The organism is Cupriavidus sp. CER-90, from assembly GCF_057652055.1.
This window is the reverse complement of the sequence record NZ_JBYGYM010000002.1, coordinates 2,029,299-2,049,691: the sequence shown is the minus strand read 5'-3', so window position 1 is coordinate 2,049,691 and position 20,393 is coordinate 2,029,299. Positions and strand designations below refer to the sequence as shown.

At 66.2% G+C, this 20,393-nt stretch carries 16 protein-coding genes; 8 read left to right on the top strand and 8 right to left on the bottom strand.

Features of this window, described 5'->3' with window-relative positions; all coding sequences use genetic code 11:
- Positions 1 to 41 precede the first annotated feature (41 nt).
- Entirely contained in the window at positions 42 to 1,655 is a 1,614-nt protein-coding gene (gene nadB / locus AC24R4_RS20040) for an L-aspartate oxidase (protein ID WP_400395642.1), read from the top strand.
- Positions 1,656 to 1,688: 33 nt separating this feature from the next.
- On the opposite strand, the gene nadC is transcribed toward nadB, so the two are convergent.
- The 6 genes from nadC to purN all read right to left on the bottom strand — a co-directional run bounded on the left by nadC (position 1,689) and on the right by purN (position 8,804).
- Positions 1,689 to 2,552, bottom strand: a complete 864-nt coding sequence (gene nadC, locus AC24R4_RS20035) for a carboxylating nicotinate-nucleotide diphosphorylase (protein ID WP_487523506.1) — start codon at positions 2,550 to 2,552, stop codon at positions 1,689 to 1,691.
- Positions 2,549 to 3,703 (bottom strand): quinolinate synthase NadA, encoded by a 1,155-nt coding sequence (nadA, locus tag AC24R4_RS20030; RefSeq protein ID WP_400391667.1) that lies wholly within the window; start codon positions 3,701 to 3,703, stop codon positions 2,549 to 2,551. Before nadA ends, nadC begins: the two co-directional genes overlap by 4 nt.
- 141 nt (positions 3,704 to 3,844) lie before the next feature.
- Complete coding sequence (locus AC24R4_RS20025) at positions 3,845 to 5,035, bottom strand: DesA family fatty acid desaturase (RefSeq protein ID WP_400391664.1); 1,191 nt, start codon at positions 5,033 to 5,035, stop codon at positions 3,845 to 3,847.
- Between the two features lie 307 nt (positions 5,036 to 5,342).
- Positions 5,343 to 6,698 (bottom strand): mechanosensitive ion channel family protein, encoded by a 1,356-nt coding sequence (locus AC24R4_RS20020; protein WP_400391662.1) that lies wholly within the window; start codon positions 6,696 to 6,698, stop codon positions 5,343 to 5,345.
- Positions 6,699 to 6,750: 52 nt separating this feature from the next.
- Positions 6,751 to 8,148 (bottom strand): RsmB/NOP family class I SAM-dependent RNA methyltransferase, encoded by a 1,398-nt coding sequence (locus AC24R4_RS20015; RefSeq protein WP_400391659.1) that lies wholly within the window; start codon positions 8,146 to 8,148, stop codon positions 6,751 to 6,753.
- Complete coding sequence (gene purN, locus AC24R4_RS20010; protein WP_400391672.1) at positions 8,145 to 8,804, bottom strand: phosphoribosylglycinamide formyltransferase; 660 nt, start codon at positions 8,802 to 8,804, stop codon at positions 8,145 to 8,147. The genes AC24R4_RS20015 and purN overlap by 4 nt, the downstream gene beginning before the upstream one ends.
- 237 nt (positions 8,805 to 9,041) lie before the next feature.
- On the opposite strand from purN, the gene AC24R4_RS20005 reads away from it, so the two are divergent.
- Entirely contained in the window at positions 9,042 to 9,701 is a 660-nt protein-coding gene (locus AC24R4_RS20005; protein WP_029051234.1) for a response regulator, read from the top strand.
- 132 nt (positions 9,702 to 9,833) lie between these two features.
- On the opposite strand, the gene AC24R4_RS20000 is transcribed toward AC24R4_RS20005, so the two are convergent.
- Positions 9,834 to 11,624 carry an ATP-binding response regulator gene (locus tag AC24R4_RS20000; protein ID WP_400391657.1) on the bottom strand — a complete coding sequence of 597 codons (1,791 nt, stop codon included), beginning with the start codon at positions 11,622 to 11,624 and terminating at the stop codon, positions 9,834 to 9,836.
- A gap of 284 nt (positions 11,625 to 11,908) precedes the next feature.
- Here AC24R4_RS20000 and AC24R4_RS19995 point away from each other — a divergent pair, with 284 nt between their 5' ends.
- From AC24R4_RS19995 to dut, 6 genes are all read left to right on the top strand, one after another.
- Entirely contained in the window at positions 11,909 to 12,898 is a 990-nt protein-coding gene (locus AC24R4_RS19995) for a bifunctional riboflavin kinase/FAD synthetase (protein ID WP_400391654.1), read from the top strand.
- Positions 12,899 to 13,019: 121 nt separating this feature from the next.
- Positions 13,020 to 15,899 (top strand): isoleucine--tRNA ligase, encoded by a 2,880-nt coding sequence (gene ileS, locus AC24R4_RS19990; protein ID WP_400391651.1) that lies wholly within the window; start codon positions 13,020 to 13,022, stop codon positions 15,897 to 15,899.
- Positions 15,899 to 16,447: a signal peptidase II gene (lspA, locus tag AC24R4_RS19985; RefSeq protein WP_400391648.1), complete on the top strand. Its 549-nt coding sequence runs from the start codon at positions 15,899 to 15,901 to the stop codon at positions 16,445 to 16,447. Before ileS ends, lspA begins: the two co-directional genes overlap by 1 nt.
- Positions 16,448 to 16,662: 215 nt before the next feature.
- Positions 16,663 to 17,889 (top strand): bifunctional phosphopantothenoylcysteine decarboxylase/phosphopantothenate--cysteine ligase CoaBC, encoded by a 1,227-nt coding sequence (coaBC, locus tag AC24R4_RS19980; protein ID WP_400391645.1) that lies wholly within the window; start codon positions 16,663 to 16,665, stop codon positions 17,887 to 17,889.
- A complete protein-coding gene (locus AC24R4_RS19975) occupies positions 17,882 to 18,901 on the top strand; it encodes an LLM class flavin-dependent oxidoreductase (protein ID WP_400391643.1) in 1,020 nt (339 codons plus the stop codon). Before coaBC ends, AC24R4_RS19975 begins: the two co-directional genes overlap by 8 nt.
- Positions 18,902 to 18,998: 97 nt before the next feature.
- Positions 18,999 to 19,493: a dUTP diphosphatase gene (dut, locus tag AC24R4_RS19970; protein WP_092601756.1), complete on the top strand. Its 495-nt coding sequence runs from the start codon at positions 18,999 to 19,001 to the stop codon at positions 19,491 to 19,493.
- Between the two features lie 52 nt (positions 19,494 to 19,545).
- On the opposite strand, the gene AC24R4_RS19965 is transcribed toward dut, so the two are convergent.
- Positions 19,546 to 20,391 carry a VOC family protein gene (locus AC24R4_RS19965; protein ID WP_400391640.1) on the bottom strand — a complete coding sequence of 282 codons (846 nt, stop codon included), beginning with the start codon at positions 20,389 to 20,391 and terminating at the stop codon, positions 19,546 to 19,548.
- Positions 20,392 to 20,393: the final 2 nt, after the last annotated feature.

Genomic DNA, 20,393 nt, shown 5'->3' with positions numbered 1-20,393 from the left:
TCCCCATCACGCTTTCGCCCCCGAAGCGATCCCCCTGCACCATGAACTTCGATGTCGCGATTGTCGGCAGCGGTCTGGCCGGCCTTACCGTCGCGCTGCAGCTGGCCGACACCCACCGGGTTGTCATCCTCAGCAAGCGCGCCATGACAACGGGGGCCAGCGACTGGGCGCAGGGCGGCATTGCAGCCGTGCTCGATTCCGGTGACAGCCACGACGAGCATACGCAGGACACGCTCGTCGCCGGTGCCGGACTCTGCGACGAGGAAGCCACGCGCTTCATCGTGGAGCATGGGCGCGAGGCAATCCAGTGGTTGATCGATCGCGGCGTGCCGTTCACGCGCGACGACCAGGCCGAACTGGGCTTCCACCTGACGCGCGAGGGCGGCCACAGCCGCCGCCGGATCATCCACGCGGCCGATGCCACGGGCCACGCCGTGGTCACCACGCTGGCCGAGCAGGCGCGCAAGCATCCGAACATCACGATCCTGGAAGACCAGTTCGCGATCGACCTGATCACGTCGGCCAAGCTGGGACTGCCGGGCAACCGCTGCTACGGCCTCTACGTGCTGGATGTGACCACGGACGAGGTACGCACCATCACGGCCACGCACACGGTGCTGGCGGCCGGCGGCGCGGGCAAGGTCTATCTCTATACGACCAATCCCGACACGGCCACCGGCGACGGCATCGCCATGGCCTGGCGCGCGGGCTGCCGTGTGGCGAACATGGAATTCATCCAGTTCCACCCGACCTGCCTCTATCACCCCTACGCCAAGTCGTTCCTGATCTCCGAGGCGGTGCGCGGCGAAGGCGGCCTGCTGAAGCTGCCCGACGGGACCCGCTTCATGCCCGAGCACGACGACCGTGCCGAACTGGCGCCGCGCGACGTGGTGGCCCGCGCCATCGACTTCGAAATGAAAAAGCGCGGCATCGACTGCGTCTATCTCGACATCACGCACCAGCCCGAGTCGTTCCTGAAAGAGCACTTTCCCACCATCCACGCACGCTGCCTGGAACTGGGCATCGACATCGCGCGCGAGCCGATTCCGGTGGTACCGGCCGCGCACTACACCTGCGGCGGCGTGGTCACGGACACCGCGGGCCGCACCGATATCGGCAACCTGTACGCGGTCGGCGAGACCGGCTGCACGGGCCTGCATGGCGCCAACCGGCTGGCATCCAATTCGCTGCTCGAATGCATGGTGATCGGCCAGGCCGCAGCCTCGGACATCGCGTCACAGGGCAAGTCCGGCGCGCCCGATATCGTGCTGCCCGCCTGGGACGAAAGCCGGGTCTCGGACGCGGACGAAGAAGTGGTGGTGTCGCACAACTGGGATGAGCTGCGCCGGATGATGTGGAATTACGTGGGCATCGTGCGCACCGACAAGCGCCTGGAGCGTGCCCAGCACCGTATCGGCCTGCTGCGCGAGGAGATCGCCGAGTACTACGCCAACTTCCGCGTCACGCGCGACCTGCTGGAGCTGCGTAACCTGGTGGAAGTGGCGTCGCTGATCGTCGATGGCGCGTACTCGCGCCACGAAAGCCGCGGGCTGCACTACAGCCGCGACTATCCGGAAACGCTGCCGAAGGCGCTGCCCACGGTGCTGCAGCCGGAAACGGGCCGGGCGGCCCGCCACCGTCAGCACCGGGGCTGATCAACGGGCCGATGGCCGGCCCTTGGCCAGCCCTTAGCCGATGATGCGCAGCGAGTAGTCGGTCGCGCGCACATCCTTGGTGAGCGCGCCCACCGAGATGCGGTCAACGCCGGTCTCGGCGAACCGGCGGATCGTCTCGTAGTTCACGCCACCGGACACTTCCAGCAGCGCACGGTCGTGGTTCAGGGCCACGGCCTCGCGCATCATCTCCAGCGTGAAGTTGTCGATCAGCACGGACTTCGCACCCGCTGCCAGGGCTTCTTCAAGTTCGGCGATCGATTCCACTTCGATCTGGATCGACGCCTCGGTACGCAGCGCCAGCGCGGCCTCCATCGCCGCCGTGATGCTGCCCGCCGCGGCAATGTGGTTTTCCTTGATCAGGATGCCGTCGTACAACGCCAGCCGCTGATTCTCTCCGCCACCCACCTTCACCGCGTACTTCTGCGCCAACCGCAAGCCAGGCAGCGTCTTGCGCGTATCGAGCACGCGTGCGCGCGTATCGGCGATCAGATCGGCGTAGCGGCGCGTGGCCGTGGCCACGCCCGACAGCAGCTGCAGGAAGTTCAGCGACGGACGCTCGGCGGTCAGCAGCGCCCGGGCCGGGCCCGCGATCTCGCAGACCACGTCGTCGGGCGCCATGCGCGCGCCCTCTTCCTTGCGCCACGTCACCTGCAGGCGCTCGTCCACGGCCTTCATGCACGCCTCGAACCACGGGCGCCCGCACAGCACGGCGGCTTCCCGCACGATCACGCGCGCCTGCACCGGCTTGTCGGCCGGCACCAGCAGGCCGGTCAGGTCGCCGGTGCCCACATCCTCGGCAATGGCGGCGCGAACATTGGCTTCCAGCGCCGCCTTGAGCGCCGGGCCGTAGCTGTCGAATACGGGATTCACGCTCATGCCGGGCCCACCCCCTGGAACAGCGCGGCCGCCTTGGCCAGGTCCGCGGCAGGACGGACATTGGTCTTCTGTTGCGCGGCGAAATCGAGCATGCGGTCGATGCAGGTGACGGCACGCCGGCCGATATCGGCATCGACGTGGATTTCATTGCGACCGGTCTCTAGCACTTCGGCCAGATTGGTCAGTGCGTTCATGGCCATCCACGGGCAGTGCGCGCAGCTCTTGCAGGTGGCGCTGTTACCGGCCGTGGGCGCCTCGATGAACAGCTTGCCCGGCGCGGCCATGCGCATCTTGTGCAGGATGCCGTTATCGGTGGCCACGATGAATTCGTTCGCGTCGAGCTGCTGGGCAGCGGCAATCAGCTGGCTGGTGGAGCCCACCACATCGGCCTGCTCCACCACGTTCGCGGGCGACTCCGGATGCACCAGGATCTTCGCCTTCGGGTGTTCGCGGCGCAGCAGGTCGAGTTCGATGCCCTTGAACTCGTCATGCACCAGGCAAGAGCCCTGCCACAGCAGCATGTCGGCGCCGGTCTGCTTCTGGATATAGCTGCCCAGGTGCTTGTCCGGGGCCCACAGGATCTTCTCGCCGCGCGCGTGCAGATGCTCGACGATCTTCAGGCCGATGCTGGACGTCACCATCCAGTCGGCACGCGCCTTCACGGCGGCACTGGTGTTCGCGTAGACCACCACGGTCCGGTCCGGATGCGCGTCGCAGAACGCGGTGAATTCGTCGGCCGGGCAGCCCAGGTCGAGCGAACACGTCGCGTCCAGGTCCGGCATCAGGATGGTCTTTTCGGGGCTCAGGATCTTGGCCGTCTCGCCCATGAAGCGCACGCCGGCCACGACCAGCGTCTGCGCCGCGTGATCGCGGCCGAAACGCGCCATTTCCAGCGAATCGGACACACAGCCGCCCGTTTCCTCGGCCAGGTCCTGCAGGTCGGCATCGACGTAGTAATGCGCCACCAGCACCGCGTTGCGCGCCTTGAGCAGCTTGCGGATACGGTCCTTGAGGGCGCCGCGCTCATCCGGCGTCAGTGCCGGCGGCACCTTGGCCCAGGCATGGGCCACGCAGCTACCGCCGGCGGCGTTGTCGGCATCCGCCAGGTTCGGCTTTTCGAACTCGACGGTCTTGATCGATTGTGGGGTCATCTGTGCAGTACTCCTCGGGGCACCCGGTGGCCGCCGCGCTTGAGCGCGCGATCTATGCCGCGAACATGGGGGAGTGTAGCCAAAAGAAAAGCCCCGCCTGGGGCGGGGCTTTTAGCCATGACGGGCGCGTCGGCGATTGTATCAGGCGTACCGGCGCAGGCGCAGCGAAAACTCCTGCAGTGCCTGAATGCCGCTGGCTTCGGCGCGATGGCACCAGGCCTGCAGCTGGGCCAGCAGTTGTTCGCGCGTCATGTTCGAGCGGCCCCAGATCACGGCCAGCTCGCGGCGCATTTCCACGTAGGTGTGCAGCATCTTGTTCTGCTCGGTGATGCTGGCCAGTTGCTGGCGCTGCGGCGCCCCCAGCTTCACTTCCTCGCGGTGGATCCACTTGCGGGCCGGCTTGTAGCTCTTGTACTCGGGCGAATTGCCTTCCTTGTGCTTGCGCAGCTCGGCCTTGTACGCGTTCTTGAGCGCCTTGGCGTAGCGGGCCATCACGTCGTAGCGGTTGGCGATGATCGCTTCCAGCGTGTTGTGATCCACCGGACGCGCTTCCACCAGGCGAGCCTTGGGCGGGGTCTTCTTGACCTTGGCCAGGCCCACCGACTGCATCGCGCGGATGTACCACCAGCCTACGTCGATCTCGTACCACTTGATCGAGAACTTGGCCGACGTCGGATACGTGTGGTGGTTGTTGTGCAGCTCTTCGCCACCAATGATGAAGCCCCACGGCGACACGTTGGTCGATGCGTCCTCGCAATCGTAGTTGCGATAACCCCACCAGTGGCCAAGGCCGTTGATGATGCCGGCGGCGTGGATCGGAATCCACAGCATCTGCACGGCCCACACGCTCATGCCGACCACGCCGAACAGCGCCAGGTCGATGATCAGCATCAGGCCCACGCCCTGCCAGCCGAAGCGCGAATACACATTGCGCTCGACCCAGTCATCGGGCGTGCCGTGACCGAACTTGGCGATGGTTTCCTTGTTCTTGGCCTCGGCGCGATACAGCTCGGCGCCTTCCAGCAGCACCTTGCGGATGCCGCGGGTCTGCGGGCTGTGCGGATCGTCCTCGGTTTCGCACTTGGCGTGGTGCTTGCGGTGAATGGCGGTCCATTCCTTGGTCACCATGCCCGTGGTCAGCCAGAGCCAGAAGCGGAAGAAATGCTGGGCGATGGGATGCAGGTCCAGCGACCGGTGCGCCATGCAGCGGTGCAGGAAGATCGTGACACCGGCAATCGTGATGTGCGTCACCACGAGCGTGTAGATCACGATCTCCCACCAGGACCAGTTGGCGAGGCCGTTGGCGGCCCAGTCAAGAATTGTGTCGAACAAACTATGTTCTCCGTCGTAAAACGAGTGTTTGCAGCGCGGCACCACCGTGCGGCGCACCTGTCGCGCAGAAAAAAGACTGCAAATTTATCGATTGCGATAGCTTTCTGGCGCGGGCTGTATCCCTGAGGGAGCCTGGCCGAGGCACGAACCGCTGCAATCTGGCGGTTGTCTGGTGTGGGGCTGCGGGTCGCCCGTATACCCGCGACAACCCGGCATTCTACCGGATCGGCGCGAGAGGGACATCCGCTTTTTCCCCGACTTTGATACCGGCCATCGGCCTTTGTTCCGCAGGTGATGCGCGAGGAACTTACTCGGCGTTGGCTGCGGTGACGGGCAAGGCACCCGAAGTGGGGTTCAGCACCCGCAATTCTCGCTGCGGGAACGGTATGGACACCCCATGTTGCTGGAAAGTTCGCCAGATGGCACGGTTCATCGCCGATTGCACGCCTAGCTTGCCGTTCTGCGGATCGGCGATGTAGACGGCAGCTTCGTACTCGATACCGCTATCGGCAAACGCCACCAGGAAGGCGGCGGGGGCCGGTGCATCGAGCACACGTGGAATATCGCGCACACATTCCTGCAGCAGCCCGATCACCGTTTCGGGGTCCGTGTTGTAGTCGGCCTGCACCCGCACCGCCACCCGCACATGGGTCCCCGAGAACGAATGGTTCTGCACCGACTGGGCCACCAGCTGCTCGTTCGGCAGCAGCGTTTCGCCGTCGCCGTTGCGCAGCACCGTATAGCGCGTGCGGATCTGCGACACGATCCCGGTGTACTTGTCCACGGTGATCTGGTCGCCGAGCGTGATCGAGCGGTCCAGCAGGATGATGAACCCGGCGATGTAGTTGCTGGCGATCTTCTGCAGGCCCAGGCCGAGACCCACGCCCAGCGCGCCGCCGAACACGGACAGCACCGTCAGGTCGATCCCCACCAGCGACAGGCTCACCAGCAGCGACACCAGCAGCAGCAGCGCCTTGGTGATCCGCGTCAGCACCACCTTGAGATTGGCGTCCAGCGTCTGGGCGCGCATCAGGCGGTCTTCGAGCCAGGAGCCGAACCACATCGCCACCAGCACGGTCAGCAGGATCCAGACCACACCCATCAGCGCGTCGGCAATGCTGATCGGGTGCTTGCCGCCCACCGAAAACCGCACGGACTCCATCCACCGCACCACGTCTGGCAGCAGCCCTACCACGTACAGCGCCATGCCGATCCACACCAGCGTGGTCAGCACCTTCTCCACCAAGACCAGCATGCCGTGGAGCTGTCCGTTGGCGGACATCACCCGGCGCAGGATATAGAAGGTGAAATACAGGCCCGTGATGCCGAACAACGGCACCAGCGCCAGCCGCAGCACGCTGATCGACGCGAACGGCGCCAGCGCGTAACGCGCCACCAGCACCAGCAGCCAGGCGAACAGCGGGAACATGGCCCGCTCCAGGCTGACGGCCGCCAGGCGCAGCGCGAAGCTCGATGTCTCGTGCCGGGCTTCGAGCCGCTTGACCACGTTGCGCGCCAGCGGCCAGGCCACCAGCAGGCACGCGGCCAGGATGCCGATCTGCCAGAAGAACCCCTGCCCGCCTGCATCGTGGATCAGATCGTCGAGCATCTTGCCCATGACCGAATGCGAGCGGGTCAGCGCCGCGAGCGTATCAGGGTTCATCGTGCTGCCTTCTGCATGGTTTCGCGCATCTCCCGCTTCAACCCCTTACTCCTTAGCGCGTACGTTCCAGCACGGCCGCGAAGAAGCCGTCGGTCTGGTGGATGTGCGGATACAGCGCCAACATGCCGCCTTCTGCCGGCAAATCGGGCACCGTGATCTTCTGCTCGGCAAACACCTCCGCCGCCGGCACGAGGCGGAAGTTCTCGTTCTTGGCCAGGAAATCACGGACGATGGCTTCGTTTTCGGCCTCCAGCACGCTGCAAGTGGCGTATACGACACGGCCGCCACCCTTCACCAGCTTGGCAGCCGCTTCCAGAATCGCCGCTTGCTTGGCGGTCAGTTCCAGCACCGATTCCGGCGTCTGACGCCACTTCAGGTCCGGGTTCCGGCGCAGGGTGCCCAGGCCGCTGCACGGTGCATCGACCAGCACGCGGTCGATCTTGCCGGCCAGACGCTTGACCTTGACATCGCGCTCGGAGTCGATCAGCACCGGATGAACATTGGACAAACCGCTACGTGCCAGACGGGGCTTCAGATTGGCGAGGCGCTTTTCCGACACATCGAAGGCATAGAGGCGGCCCGTCGAACGCATGGCCACCCCCAGCGCCAGCGTCTTGCCGCCCGCACCCGCGCAAAAGTCGACGACCATTTCGCCACGCTTCGGTGCCAGCAGATGGCATAGCAGCTGGCTGCCTTCGTCCTGCACTTCGACGCCGCCGTTGATGAACAGCGGCAACTGGTTCAGTGCGGGCTTGCCCTTCAGGCGGATACCGGCGGGGGCCATCGGCGCCGGTTCGGCCGCGATACCAGCGGTCTGCAGTTCGGCCAGCGCCTCCTCGCGGGAGAGCTTGGCCGTGTTGACGCGCAGGTCCAGCGGCGCCGGGCGCAGCCAGGCATCCCCCAGGGCGGCCGTGAACGCTTCGCCATGATGCGCCGCCAGGTCGTCGTACAGCCATTCGGGCAGGTTGGCGCGCACGCGCGGCGCCAGGCTCGAGCGCTCGATCGTGGTCAGGCGGTCCAGCCACTCGGCTTCGTCGGGATACAGGAAAGGCGTCAGCGTGTCGCGCCCCAGCGTGGCGGCCAGGCCCAGCAGGCCCAGGCGGCGCGTGGCCGCGCCGGTGCCGCTTTCGGCAAACTGACCAAATTCGACGCGTCGGCGCAACACTGCGAAAACTGCTTCGGCAATGATTCCGCGATCACGATGGCCAAGTTTGTTATTTTCACGGAAGTAGTGGCTCACCACGGCATCGGCCGGACGCGCGAACAGCAGCACCTTGCCGATCAGGCGGTCGATGTGCTGCAGGTGAAACGCCTGCAGCGCGCCCGGCGTACGGGGCGCGTGATTGGCCTGGTCACCCTGGGACCTGCGGATCGGGCTGGCCTTGCCCTTGCTGCCGCGCGAACGCTGGCGGTTGTCGCGGGAGGTCGTGTTTTCTTGTTGGCGACTCATGGCTGTTTTCCTGCCGCTGCGGGCGAGATGGCCATGAACCATTGGGGTTCGGCCGGTTGAACTTGAACTACGCCGTCCTGCACATGCAGGCGGTCTTCGACAAACCAGCGCACGGCGCGCGGGTAAATGACATGTTCGCTATCGAGCAAACGATCGGCCAGGGAGTCTGGCGTATCGCCAGGCAGAACATCGAGCGCAGCCTGTATCACAATCGGGCCGTGATCGAGTTCGGGCGTGACGAAATGCACGGTCGCGCCATGCAGCTTGACGCCCGCCTCCAGGGCTTGGCGGTGCGTATGCATGCCCGGAAAGCTCGGCAGCAGCGACGGATGGATATTCAGCATCCGGCCCGCGTAATGCTCGACGAAGTCGTCGGTCAGGATACGCATGAAGCCGGCCAGCACCACCAGGTCGGGCTGGTGCGCGTCGATGGCGTCGCGCATCGCCGCGTCGAAACTGGATCGATCGGGAAACTGCTTGTGGTCCACCACGCCCGTGGCGATACCGTGATCGGCGGCAAACTGCAGGCCCGAGGCATCGGGCCGGTTCGACAGCACTGCGGCCACGCGCGCCGGCCACCGCTCGGCCGCGCAGGCCCGGACAATGGCTTCCATATTGGAGCCGCGCCCGGAAATCAATATGACAATATTTTTCATCGCCGCGATTCTACCAAGCTGTGGTGCAAACGCTTGCAATCCGTGCTCAATAGGTACTTAATTACCGCGAAACGCGCCTCCCACAACGCTTTTGGGCACGCCTGCAAGAAGAAATACCCAAGTGCCACCGATTGTGACGCGCACCCCGCTCTGTTAGAGTGGGTCCTACGTCCACGCGCCGCTTTCTCGGAAAACGGTGACAACAAGGACGAAACGGGAAATTAGACGGGAATACGCATGTCGAACGCTGCACCGACTTTGTTGGTGGTCGATGATCATCCTATGGCTCTTTCCGGCACCACCGCCTTCCTGGCGGAGGTGATGCCCGACGTTGCTGTCCACGCTGCCGGGAGCGCCAAGGAGGCTCTCCACTCGCTGAACCAGGGACTTCGTCCCGATATCGTGCTGCTCGATATCTGGTTGAATGACGGCACTGGCTTTGATGCCATGCAGGCGTTCAAGACCGTGATTCCGGGCGCACGTTTCATCTTCATGTCCGCCGAGGCCACGCCCGAGATCGTGGGCCGTGCGCGTGCGCTGTCCGCATGCGGCTTTGTCGGCAAGCATCTCGATGCCAATGCCTTTACGGCCGCCGTGCGCAAGGTGCTGGCCGGCGATACGAGCTTTCCGTCGGACGAAGCGCTGTCCGGTCGCTCGCAGTCGTTTGGCCCGGCGCACGGCATCCCCGTCACCCCGGCCGAACTGGGCCTGACGCCGCGCCAGGGTTCCGTGCTGGCGCTGGTGCTGGAAGGCCTGCCGAACAAGGTCATCGCACGCAAGCTGGGGCTGACCGAAAACACGGTCAAGGAACACGTGTCCGCCATTCTGCAACGCCTGGGCGTGCGGACGCGCATGCAGGTAATGTCGCGCATGGAGCGATTCCGCCTGCGCCAGTAAGCGCCCTGCCCGGCCCGCCACAATAAAGAAACGCCGCCTCTGGTATCCAGGGCGGCGTTTTTGTTTGGGTGATGCCTTTCGACGCGACGTTGGACAGGCCGGCCAGACGGAGCGGACAGGCGGCGACCCGCTTCAACCCACCTGCAGCCAGCGGCGCAGCAGCATGCGCAGATTGGCCGGGTCCACCGGCTTGGGCAGCACGAAATAGCCGGCATCCTCGGCCGCCAGCAGCGCCGCCGATTTCAGGTCGCCCGTCAGCAAGGCGCTGCGCGCCTGCGGCTGCGTGGTCTGCCAGCGTTCCAGCAGGTCCAGGCCGTTCTCGTTGCCCGGCAGGCGCAAGTCGCAGAAGATGATGTCCGGCTTCAGGCCCTTGGCGAACAGTGCATCGGCCTCCTGCCCGTGCGCGGCACAGGCGACGCGGATACCCCAGGCCTCCATCAGCGCGATCCACGCCTTGCGGATCTGGCTGTCGTCGTCCACCACCAGCACCGTGCCGCGCAGCCGATCCTGCCGCGCTTCCTCGGCCTGCGCATTGGCGCGCATCGCCCGGACGTTGGCCACGGTCTCGGCCGGCACCGGCGCCAGCGCGAACCAGAACACCGAACCCTTGCCCGGCACCGAGCGCACGCCATAGGTGCCGCGCATCAAACGCACGCATTCCTTGAAGATGGCCAGCCCCAGCCCCAGGCCCTGCGACGGATCGCGCTGGGGGTTATGCACCTGGTAATAAGGCGAAAAGATCTCGGGCAAGTGTTCCGGCGTGATGCCCGCGCCGGTGTCCCAGACTTCCACGCGCACATGCTTGCGGCGCTGGCGCGCGGTGACCAGGATGCCCCCGCGCTTGGTATAGCGCAGCGCGTTCTGCACGAGGTTGAACAGCGCGCGCCGCAGCAGCACAGGCTCGGCCATCGCGTAAAGTTCGTCGGGCACGCGCGGCGTCAGCGTCAGGCCGCTTTCGCGCGCGTCGGCGGCGAACTGGCTCATGACGTCGTGGATCAACGAGTGCAGCTCGCACGGCTCCATCGTGGGCAGCACCTTGCGCCCTTCGAGCTTGGACAGGTCCAGCAGCGAGCGGAACAGCAGGTCGATGGTCTGCGTGCCGGCCGCCACCTGCTCCACCAGCGGATGCAGCGCGCTGGACTGGTTGCGCGCGCGCAGCGCCTCGACCAGCATCACCAGCGCATGCACGGGCTGGCGCAGGTCGTGGCTGGCGGCGGCCAGGAAGCGCGACTTTTCCTCGCTGGCATGAAGCGCCCGCTCCTTTTCCTCCTGGAACTGCTTGGCCAGCCGGCGGCTTTCCGATTCGAGCTGGATGGCGCGCACCAGCGTGTGCTGCAGGTTCAGCGAATGGCGCGCCAGCATCAGCGCATAGACCACCAGCAGCAGCTGCACGTAGCCGCCATGGGCCGGGAAGGCGATCTCGGCCAGCAGGATATTGGGCACCAGGATCGGCACGCCGGCAAAAACCAGGTTCGAGGGGATCGGCGACTGCGACGTGGCGCCGCCCGCCAGCACCCCCAGCGTCAGCAGGTACAGCACGCTGGAAAACACCACCGAGCCTGTATACAAATGCAGCAGCGCCGAGCTTCCCCAGGTCAGGCCTGTCAGGAAGGCAATCGCGCGCATGTTGTTCCACCACTTGCGCGTGTGCGCCGAACGGCTCATCTTGCCGCTGTCGCGCTGGTAACCGAGGTAGAACCAGCTGCCGCCGGCCGTCAGCAGCAGCATGATCGCGCACCAGACCAGTAGGGCGGCATGGCTGGCTTCGTTCCAGAATGCCCAGGCGGTCAGGCCCGGCAGGAGCACGGACGAGGCAATGGCGGTGGGGGAGACGCGATGGACCGTGGCCAGCAGCTTGGCCCGCGTCTCGGTGTCCAGTTGCGGCCCGGGGGGCGGCAATATCTTGTTAAGCAGCGCGTTCAAGTGCGGCCTGGCATGTAAGGCGACGACATTCCGCTGCGACAGACCCGGGGAGCGGCGACTGTTGCAGGAATCGCGCGGTTCTTGTTCTGAATTGGGCATATCATGCCGCCTTTTGCGGCGCTGCGCCATGGCGGAGTGGCGGATAGGCCCACAAATTCGCCATTTGTGGGCAGCTTGCCTACAACGGCACAAGGCCGGTGCCGTCAAAACAGGCAATCCGGCGGCACGCGGTGCCATTCGCCTTATAATGCTCGCTTTCCCTGAAAAGCTCGTCCGCCGTCCTCGTGAAAGTCTTCCGCGGCCTGCCCAACGCCGAAAGCCGGGCGCCCTGCGCGCTCACCATCGGCAATTTCGACGGTGTGCATCGCGGCCACCAGTCGCTGCTCGCGCGCGCCCGTGCGGCCGCCGACGCGCGCGGCCTGCCGCTATGCGTCATGACGTTCGAGCCGCACCCGCGCGAGTTCTTTGCGCCGGAGCACGCCCCCACCCGCATTGCCCTGCTGCGCGACAAGCTCGATGCCTTGCGCCGCAACGGCGTGGACCGCGTGGTGGTGGAACACTTCAACGCCCATTTTGCCGCCCAGTCGCCGCAGCAGTTCGTTGAGAACGTGCTCTGGCACGGCCTGCATGCGCGTTGGGTGCTGGTGGGCGACGATTTCCGCTTTGGCGCCAAGCGCGCCGGCGACTTCGGCTACCTGCAGCAGGCCGGCCGCCAGTTTGGCTTCGATGTGGAGCAGATGGGCTCGGTCTCCGAAGGCGGCATCCGCATTTCGAGTTCGGCCGTGCGCCAGGCGCTGGCCGATGGCGACCTGGAACACGCGCGTCGCCTGCTGGGCCACGGCTATGCCATCAGCGGCCACGTGATCCACGGCCGCAAGCTGGGCCGCAACCTGGGGTTTCCGACCCTGAACCTGCGGATCACGCACAAGCGCCCGGCCGTGAACGGCATCTTCGTGGTGCAGGTCCACGGCATTGCCGATCACCCGCTGCCAGGCGTGGCCAGCATTGGCGTGCGACCCACCGTGGAAGACGCCGGGCGCGTGCTGCTGGAGGTGCATCTGTTCGACTTCAACGCGAACCTCTACGGCAAGCTGGTGCGCGTGGAATTCATGAAGAAGCTGCGCGACGAAGAGCGCTTTCACTCGCTCGAGGCGCTGACCGAGGCCATCGCCAAGGATGCCCGCGAAGCCCGGGCGTTCTTCGGCCTGGAGGCCGCCAATCCGGCCGGCGACCGGCGCGACTTCGCCACCTCCGCCACCGACCGAATTAGCTAGCGGCCGGCGGCGCGCCCATGCATGCGCGCCGCCGGGACCCGCCCTGCCTTGCCCCGAAATGACACGCGCGCGGCGGTCATCCCCCGGTCCGCGCCCAAACGAATTGCCCCGAGAATCAACCATGTCCGACGACAAACGCGCCAAGCCTGAAAAAAGCAAGTATCCGGTCAACCTGCTGGATACCCCGTTCCCGATGCGCGGCGACCTGCCCAAGCGCGAGCCGCTGTGGGTCAAGCAATGGCAGGACAAGCAGCTCTACAAGAAGATCCGCGCCGCGCGCAAGGGGGCGAAGAAGTTCGTGCTGCACGACGGCCCCCCGTACGCCAACGGTGATATCCATATCGGCCATGCGGTGAACAAGGTCCTGAAGGACATGATCATCAAGGCGCGCGGCCTGACCGGACTGGACGCCGTCTACGTGCCGGGCTGGGACTGCCACGGCATGCCGATCGAGATCCAGATCGAGAAGCAGTTCGGCAAGGGCCTGCCGGTGCAGGAAGTCCAGGCCAAGGCACGCGCCTACGCCACCGAGCAGATCGCCCGCCAGAAGAAGGATTTCGAGCGCCTGGGCGTGCTGGGCGACTGGGACAATCCGTACCTGACCATGAACTTCAGCAACGAAGCCGACGAGCTGCGCGCGCTGGGCAAGATCATGGAAAAAGGCTATGTGTTCCGTGGCCTGAAGCCGGTGAACTGGTGCTTCGACTGCGGTTCGGCACTGGCCGAGGCCGAAGTCGAATACAAGGACAAGGTCGACCTGTCGATCGACGTGGGCTTCCCGTTCGCGGAGACCGACAAGATCGCCCACGCCTTCCACGTGCCGCTGGCCCAGCTCGAAGGCAAGCCGGGCTGGATCGTGATCTGGACCACCACGCCGTGGACGATCCCGTCCAACCAGGCGCTGAACATGCACCCGGAAGTGGAATACGCGCTGGTCGAGACCCCGCGCGGCTTCCTGATCCTGGCAAAGGATCGCGTCGAGGAACAGCTGAAGACCTATGCGCTGGAAGGCCGGATCGTGGCGACCGCGCGCGGCGATGCGCTGACCGAGGTGCGCTTCCACCATCCGCTGTCCAGGATGGATGCCGGCTATGCGCGCACGTCGCCGGTGTATCTGGGCGACTACGTGACCACCGACACCGGCACCGGCATCGTCCACTCGGCCCCGGCCTACGGCGTGGAGGATTTCCAGTCGTGCAAGGCGCACGGCATGCCGGATGCGGAAATCATCAGCCCGGTGATGGGCGATGGCGTCTATGCCAGCACGCTGCCGCTGTTCGGCGGCCTGTCGATCTGGGATGCCAACCCGAAAATCGTCGAAGTACTACGTGAGTCGGGCAACCTGTTCAACTCGCACAAGTACGAGCACAGCTACATGCACTGCTGGCGCCACAAGACGCCGATCATCTACCGCGCCACGTCGCAGTGGTTCGCGGGCATGGACGTGGACCCGGCCGACAACGGCCCGACGCTGCGCGAGAGCGCGCTGGCCGGCATCGAGGCCACCGAGTTCTACCCGTCGTGGGGCAAGCAGCGCCTGCACAACATGATCGCCAACCGCCCGGACTGGACGCTGTCGCGCCAGCGACAATGGGGCGTGCCGATGGCCTTCTTCATCCACAAGGAAACCGGCGCGCTGCATCCGCGTACGCCGGCGCTGCTGGAAGAAGTGGCCCGGCGCGTGGAGCAGCACGGCATCGAGGCCTGGCAGTCGCTGGACCCGAAGGACCTGCTGGGCGACGAAGCCGCGCTCTATGAGAAGAATCGCGACACGCTGGACGTCTGGTTCGACTCCGGCACCACGCACTGGACCGTGATCCGCGGCTCGCATCGCGACGAACTCTACGATCCGTCGGCCGACACGCCCGATGGCCGCCTGGCCGACCTGTACCTGGAAGGCTCGGACCAGCACCGCGGCTGGTTCCATTCGTCGCTGCTGACCGCGTCGATGCTGTACGGCAAGCCGCCCTACAAGGCGCTGCTGACACACGGCTTCACGGTGGACGGTGAAGGCCGCAAGATGTCGAAGTCGGTGGGCAACACGGTGGCGCCGCAGGACATCTCGAACAAGATGGGCGCGGAAATCATCCGCCTGTGGGTCGCTTCGACCGACTATTCCGGCGAGCTGTCGATCTCCGAGGAAATCCTCAAGCGCGTGGTGGAAGGCTATCGCCGCATCCGCAACACGCTGCGCTTCCTGCTGGCCAACCTGACCGACTACGACCACGCCAGGCATGCGCTGCCGGCCTCGGAATGGCTGGAGATCGACCGCTACGCGGTGGCGCTGACCGACCGCCTGCAGAAGGAAGTGCTGTCGCACTACCAGGCGTACGAGTTCCACCCGGTGGTGGCCAAGCTGCAGACGTTCTGCTCGGAAGACCTGGGCGGCTTCTACCTCGACGTGCTGAAGGACCGCCTGTACACGACGGCCCCCGATTCGCAGGCGCGCCGCGCCGCGCAGAACGCGCTGTACCACATCACCCAGGCGATGCTGCACTGGATGGCGCCGTTCCTGTCGTTCACGGCCGAGGAAGCCTGGCAGGTGTTCGCGCACGGCACCGAGCACACCGACACGATCTTCACGAGCACGTACTACGACCTGCCGCCGGTCAGCGAAGCCGACGACCTGCTGCAGAAGTGGCACGAGATCCGCGCGGTGCGCGCCGAAGTCACGCGCCAGCTGGAAGCGGTGCGCGTGGAAGGCGACATTGGTTCGTCGCTGCAGGCCGAGGTCACGATCGCCGCGGGCGGGCCGGTGCTGGCCGCGCTGCAGAGCCTGTCCGACGACCTGCGCTTTGTGCTGCTGACGTCGGCGGCCAAGGTCACGCCGGCGCCGGAAGGCGGCGACCTGCTGGTGACGGTCACGCCGTCGCAGCACGCCAAGTGCGAACGTTGCTGGCACTATCGCGCCGACGTGGGCCACAACCCGGCGCATCCCACCCTTTGCGGCCGCTGCGACAGCAACCTGTTCGGCGCCGGTGAACACAGGAGCCACGCCTGATGGCATCGTCCTCGACCCGTTCGTCGCGTTCGTCCTCGCCGCGCAGCAAGAGCAAGTCCAGCGGCAAGCCCGGCGCCAACGTCACGCCGTGGCTGTGGATGGCGTTTGCGCTGCTGGTGGTGATGATCGACCAGTTCTTCAAGGTCGTGATCACCCGGTCGTTCCAGTATGCGGAATCGCGCCCGGTCACCAGCTTCTTCAACCTGGTGCTGGTCTACAACAAGGGCGCGGCGTTCAGCTTCCTGGCTGATGCGGGCGGCTGGCAACGCTGGTTCTTCACGGTGCTGGGCGTGGCCGTGGGCGGCTTCATCGTCTGGCTGCTGTATCGCCATACCGGGCAGAAGATGTTCTGCCTGGCCGTGTCGCTGATCCTGGGCGGCGCCGTGGGCAACGTGGTGGACCGCGTGATCCATGGCCATGTGATCGACTTCCTGGACTTCCACTGGCGCAACACGCATTTCCCGGCCTTCAACGTGGCCGATTGCGCGATCACGGTCGGCGCGATCCTGCTCATCGTGGACGAATTGCGACGCGTGCGGCGGCATTGACGGCTGCAGACGCCCCTCTCCCACTTGTGGGAGGGAGGGCCGGTGGAGAGGGCCAGGCGGTGCAAACTGCGAAGCGTGGCAAGCAGAGCCGCCATACCCTCTCCCCCAACCCCTCTCCCGCCTGGCGGGAGAGGGGAGCAAACCTGCCGCATCTCCCAGCGCATCCGCCCGCCCGGCGGTATCATGCGGAACTCCGATCTCCGAAGAGCTATCCCATGGATCTGCGCGGCAAGCACATTGTCCTTGGCCTGACCGGCGGCATCGCCTGCTACAAGTCGGCCGAGCTGGTACGGCTGCTGACCAAGGCAGGTGCCACCGTGCAGGTGGCCATGACCGAAGCGGCAACGCATTTCATCACCCCGGTGACGATGCAGGCGCTGTCCGGGCGCCCGGTGTTCCTGTCGCAATGGGACGCGCGCATCGACAACAACATGGCGCATATCGACCTCTCGCGCGAGGCCGACGCCATCCTGATCGCCCCCGCTTCCACCGACTTCCTGGCCAAGGTGGCCAACGGCCTCTGTGACGATCTGCTCACCACGCTGTGCATCGCGCGCGAGTGTCCGCTGCTGGTGGCACCGGCCATGAACCGCCAGATGTGGGCCGCCGCGCCGACGCAACGCAATGCGGCCCAGCTGCGCGCCGATGGCGTGGCGATCCTGGGCCCCGGCACCGGCGACCAGGCCTGCGGCGAAATCGGCGACGGCCGGATGCTGGAGCCCGAGGAACTGGTGGAAGACCTGATCGCGTTCTTCCAGCCCAAGCCGCTGCAGGGCAAGCGGGTGCTGATCACCGCCGGCCCGACATTCGAGGCCATCGACCCGGTGCGCGGCATCACCAACCTGTCGTCGGGCAAGATGGGCTTCTCGATCGCCCGCGCGGCCCGCGAAGCCGGTGCCGACGTGCTGCTGGTGGCCGGACCCACATCGCTGCCCACGCCGCGCGGCGTGGCGCGTACCGATATCCGCAGCGCCCGGCAGATGCACGATGCGGTCATGGCGCAACTGCGCGATGTCGATGTGTTCGTCGCCGTGGCTGCCGTGGCCGACTGGCGCCCGGCCGAGGTGGCCCAGCAGAAGCTGAAGAAGGCCAACGACACCGACACGCCGAGGCTGCAGTTCGTGCAGAACCCCGACATCCTGGCGGCCGTGGCAGCCCGCGCGGATGCGCCTTACTGCGTGGGATTCGCGGCCGAAAGCGAGAACCTGGAGCAGTATGGCGAGCAGAAGCGCCAGCGCAAGGGCGTGCCGCTGCTGGTGGGCAATATCGGCCACCACACCTTCGGCCTCGACGACAACGAGATCGTGCTGTTCGATGCCAACGGCATGACGCGCCTGCCGCGTGCCGACAAGCTGTCGCTGGCCCGCGAACTGGTGGCCGCCATCGGCCAGCGCCTGCCGCACAAGCCCGTGTCCCACCGCCGCACCCACAGCCATGAGTAATACCCGCCCCAGGCTGCGCCTGTCCGTGCTGGACCAGAGCCCGGTCATCCACGGCCATACCGCCCGCGACGCCATCGCGGCCACGATCGATCTGGCCCAGATGGCCGACAGCCTTGGCTTTACGCGCTACTGGTGCGCCGAGCACCACGGCCTGCAAGGCGTGTGCAACCCGGCCCCCGAAGTCATGCTGGCGCGGCTGGGCAGCGTGACCCGGCGCATCCGGCTGGGCTCGGGCGGCGTGATGCTGCCCTACTACAGCCCGTTCAAGGTGGCCGAGCAGTTCCGCATGCTTGAGGCGCTGTTTCCGAACCGGATCGACCTTGGCGTGGGCCGTGCCCCAGGCGGCGACATGCGCACCGCGCAGGCCGTGGCCATGGGCCAGTACAACCGGGGCGACCAGTTCCCGCAGCAGGTGCAGGACCTGGCCTTCCTGCTGCGCGGCGAGGTGCCGCCCGATCATCTGGCCGAAGGCGTGCTGCTGCAGCCGGCCATCGATACCCGGCCCGAGATCTGGGTGCTCGGTTCCAGCGACTTCGGCGGCGCGCTGGCCGCGCGGCTGGGGTTGCGATTCGCCTTCGCGCATTTCATCAACGCCCATGGCGGCGACATGGTGGCGCAGCAGTACCGCGAGGATTTCGAGGCCGGGTACGAAGACCAGCCATACAGCGCGGCTGCGGTGTTCGTGATCTGCGCCGATACAGAGGCCGAGGCCTCCGCGCTGGAGCGCGCCGTCGATATCCGCCGGCTGCAGATGGCCTATGGCGTCAATGCGCCGATTCCGTCACTGGCCCAGGCCGCCGATTTCACGCCCACCGAGCGCGACCGCCTGATCATCGAACGCGAGCGGCCCCGTACGATCTGCGGCACGCCCGCGCAGGTGGCCGAGCGCATGCTGGCGCTGAAGGACCGCTTCGCGGCCGACGAACTGGTGGTGCTGAGCGTGACGGCGTCATACCAGGCGCGCATGCGCACGTACGAACTGCTGGCCGAGGCCTTCGACCTGCAAGGCTGACCGCGGGGCGCGACACCCCGTGGCGGATCGAAGTGGCGGATCAGCGAAGGCGGCGCGGTATCATGCCGCCTTTGTCCCCTCGTACGAATCCACATCCATGACCGTAGCCGCGAATCCGACTGTCGAAATCAAGGTGCTCGACGCCCGCCTGAACGACTGGGGCCTGCCCGCCTACCAGAGCGACATGGCCGCCGCCATCGACCTGCACGCCTGCGTGGACGGCCCGGTGACCATCGAACCCGGCACGCCGGCGCAACTGGTGCCGGCCGGCTTCGCGGTGCATATGGCCAACCCGTTCATGTGCGCGACCATCGTGCCGCGCTCGGGCCTGGGTCACAAGAAGGGACTGGTACTGGGCAACTCGATCGGCGTGATCGATGCCGACTACCAGGGCCAGATCATGGTAAGCGTGTGGAACCGCAACGCGCCCGGCACCGAGCCGATCGTGATCCAGCCCGGCGAGCGCATCGCCCAGATGATGTTCGTGCCGGTACTGCGTCCGGTGTTCACAACGGTGGAAGCGTTTTCGGAAGATTCCGCGCGCGGCGCCGGCGGCTTCGGCTCGACCGGCGTGGCGCACGCGAAGGCGTAAGGCCAGATCGGTGTTCTCCCCTCTCCCGCACAGCGGCAGAGGGGAGCAAGAATCAGCGTTGCTCGAAGATTAGCGCCACGCCGTTGGCCTGCCCGGCCGGGATCAGCGTGATGGACGGCGACAGGTCGGTGGCCTGCACCCCATTGGCCCGCCAGTGTGCGCGGGCTTTCTCCAGATCGTCAGTGGCAAGCCGGATCGCTGCATAGCCCGTGGCGCCATGCCGCAGCCCCGGCACGTCGGCAGCATCGGCCAGCGCCTGCGGCGCCGTGACCACGAACGATGCACCATCGATATCGAGCATCGCCGTTTCGCCACTGGCGCGGGCAATCGTCGCGCCGGTCAGCGTGGCATAGGCTTCGGCCGTGGCCGCCACCCGGTCCGCTTCCACCACCAGATACGTCGCCGCAATCGCCGTTGCGCCATTCGCGTGCGTCAGCCATTCCGGCCGCCACAGCAGTTCCGGCGTGCGATGCTCGCAGACGAAATAGCGGGCGCCCGGCGCCTGGTCCAACGCCGTCACGCGGAACGTGGCGGGATGCTCCGAACCATCGTCCAGACGCACCGGCCGAGAGAACTCGATGGGGTCCGAAGGATGGAAGCCGGCAGCCCGCAGCCGGTCGGCCGTGGCAAACGCATCGCGGCTCTTGCACGACATGGCTGCGCAACCGCCGCCGCGCTGCTGGGCATCCCAGTAATACTGGCGGCTCGGGCTGGGCGCGGTCACGTGCAGCAATTCCAGGTAGTCGCGCGCCAGCATGATGCAGTGGTTCTGCGATCCCAGCGTGTGATAGCCGCGCGGCGTCAGCGTGAAACCCAGCGCGCGCCAGCGGTCTGCGGCAGCGTCCAGGTCTGCGCAGACGATAACGGCGTGGTCGAACGGTTCGGGCAAGGTCGGCATCG

Bases quoted from the DNA above. Each gene is read 5' to 3' on its own strand.
- nadB (WP_400395642.1), top strand. From the start codon at position 42: ATGAACTTCGATGTCGCGATTGTCGGCAGCGGTCTGGCCGGCCTTACC.
- nadC (WP_487523506.1), bottom strand. From the start codon at position 2,552: ATGAGCGTGAATCCCGTATTCGACAGCTACGGCCCGGCGCTCAAGGCG.
- nadA (WP_400391667.1), bottom strand. From the start codon at position 3,703: ATGACCCCACAATCGATCAAGACCGTCGAGTTCGAAAAGCCGAACCTG.
- AC24R4_RS20020 (WP_400391662.1), bottom strand. From the start codon at position 6,698: ATGAACCCTGATACGCTCGCGGCGCTGACCCGCTCGCATTCGGTCATG.
- AC24R4_RS20015 (WP_400391659.1), bottom strand. From the start codon at position 8,148: ATGAGTCGCCAACAAGAAAACACGACCTCCCGCGACAACCGCCAGCGT.
- purN (WP_400391672.1), bottom strand. From the start codon at position 8,804: ATGAAAAATATTGTCATATTGATTTCCGGGCGCGGCTCCAATATGGAA.
- AC24R4_RS20005 (WP_029051234.1), top strand. From the start codon at position 9,042: ATGTCGAACGCTGCACCGACTTTGTTGGTGGTCGATGATCATCCTATG.
- ileS (WP_400391651.1), top strand. From the start codon at position 13,020: ATGTCCGACGACAAACGCGCCAAGCCTGAAAAAAGCAAGTATCCGGTC.
- lspA (WP_400391648.1), top strand. From the start codon at position 15,899: ATGGCATCGTCCTCGACCCGTTCGTCGCGTTCGTCCTCGCCGCGCAGC.
- coaBC (WP_400391645.1), top strand. From the start codon at position 16,663: ATGGATCTGCGCGGCAAGCACATTGTCCTTGGCCTGACCGGCGGCATC.
- AC24R4_RS19975 (WP_400391643.1), top strand. From the start codon at position 17,882: ATGAGTAATACCCGCCCCAGGCTGCGCCTGTCCGTGCTGGACCAGAGC.
- dut (WP_092601756.1), top strand. From the start codon at position 18,999: ATGACCGTAGCCGCGAATCCGACTGTCGAAATCAAGGTGCTCGACGCC.
- AC24R4_RS19965 (WP_400391640.1), bottom strand. From the start codon at position 20,391: ATGCCGACCTTGCCCGAACCGTTCGACCACGCCGTTATCGTCTGCGCA.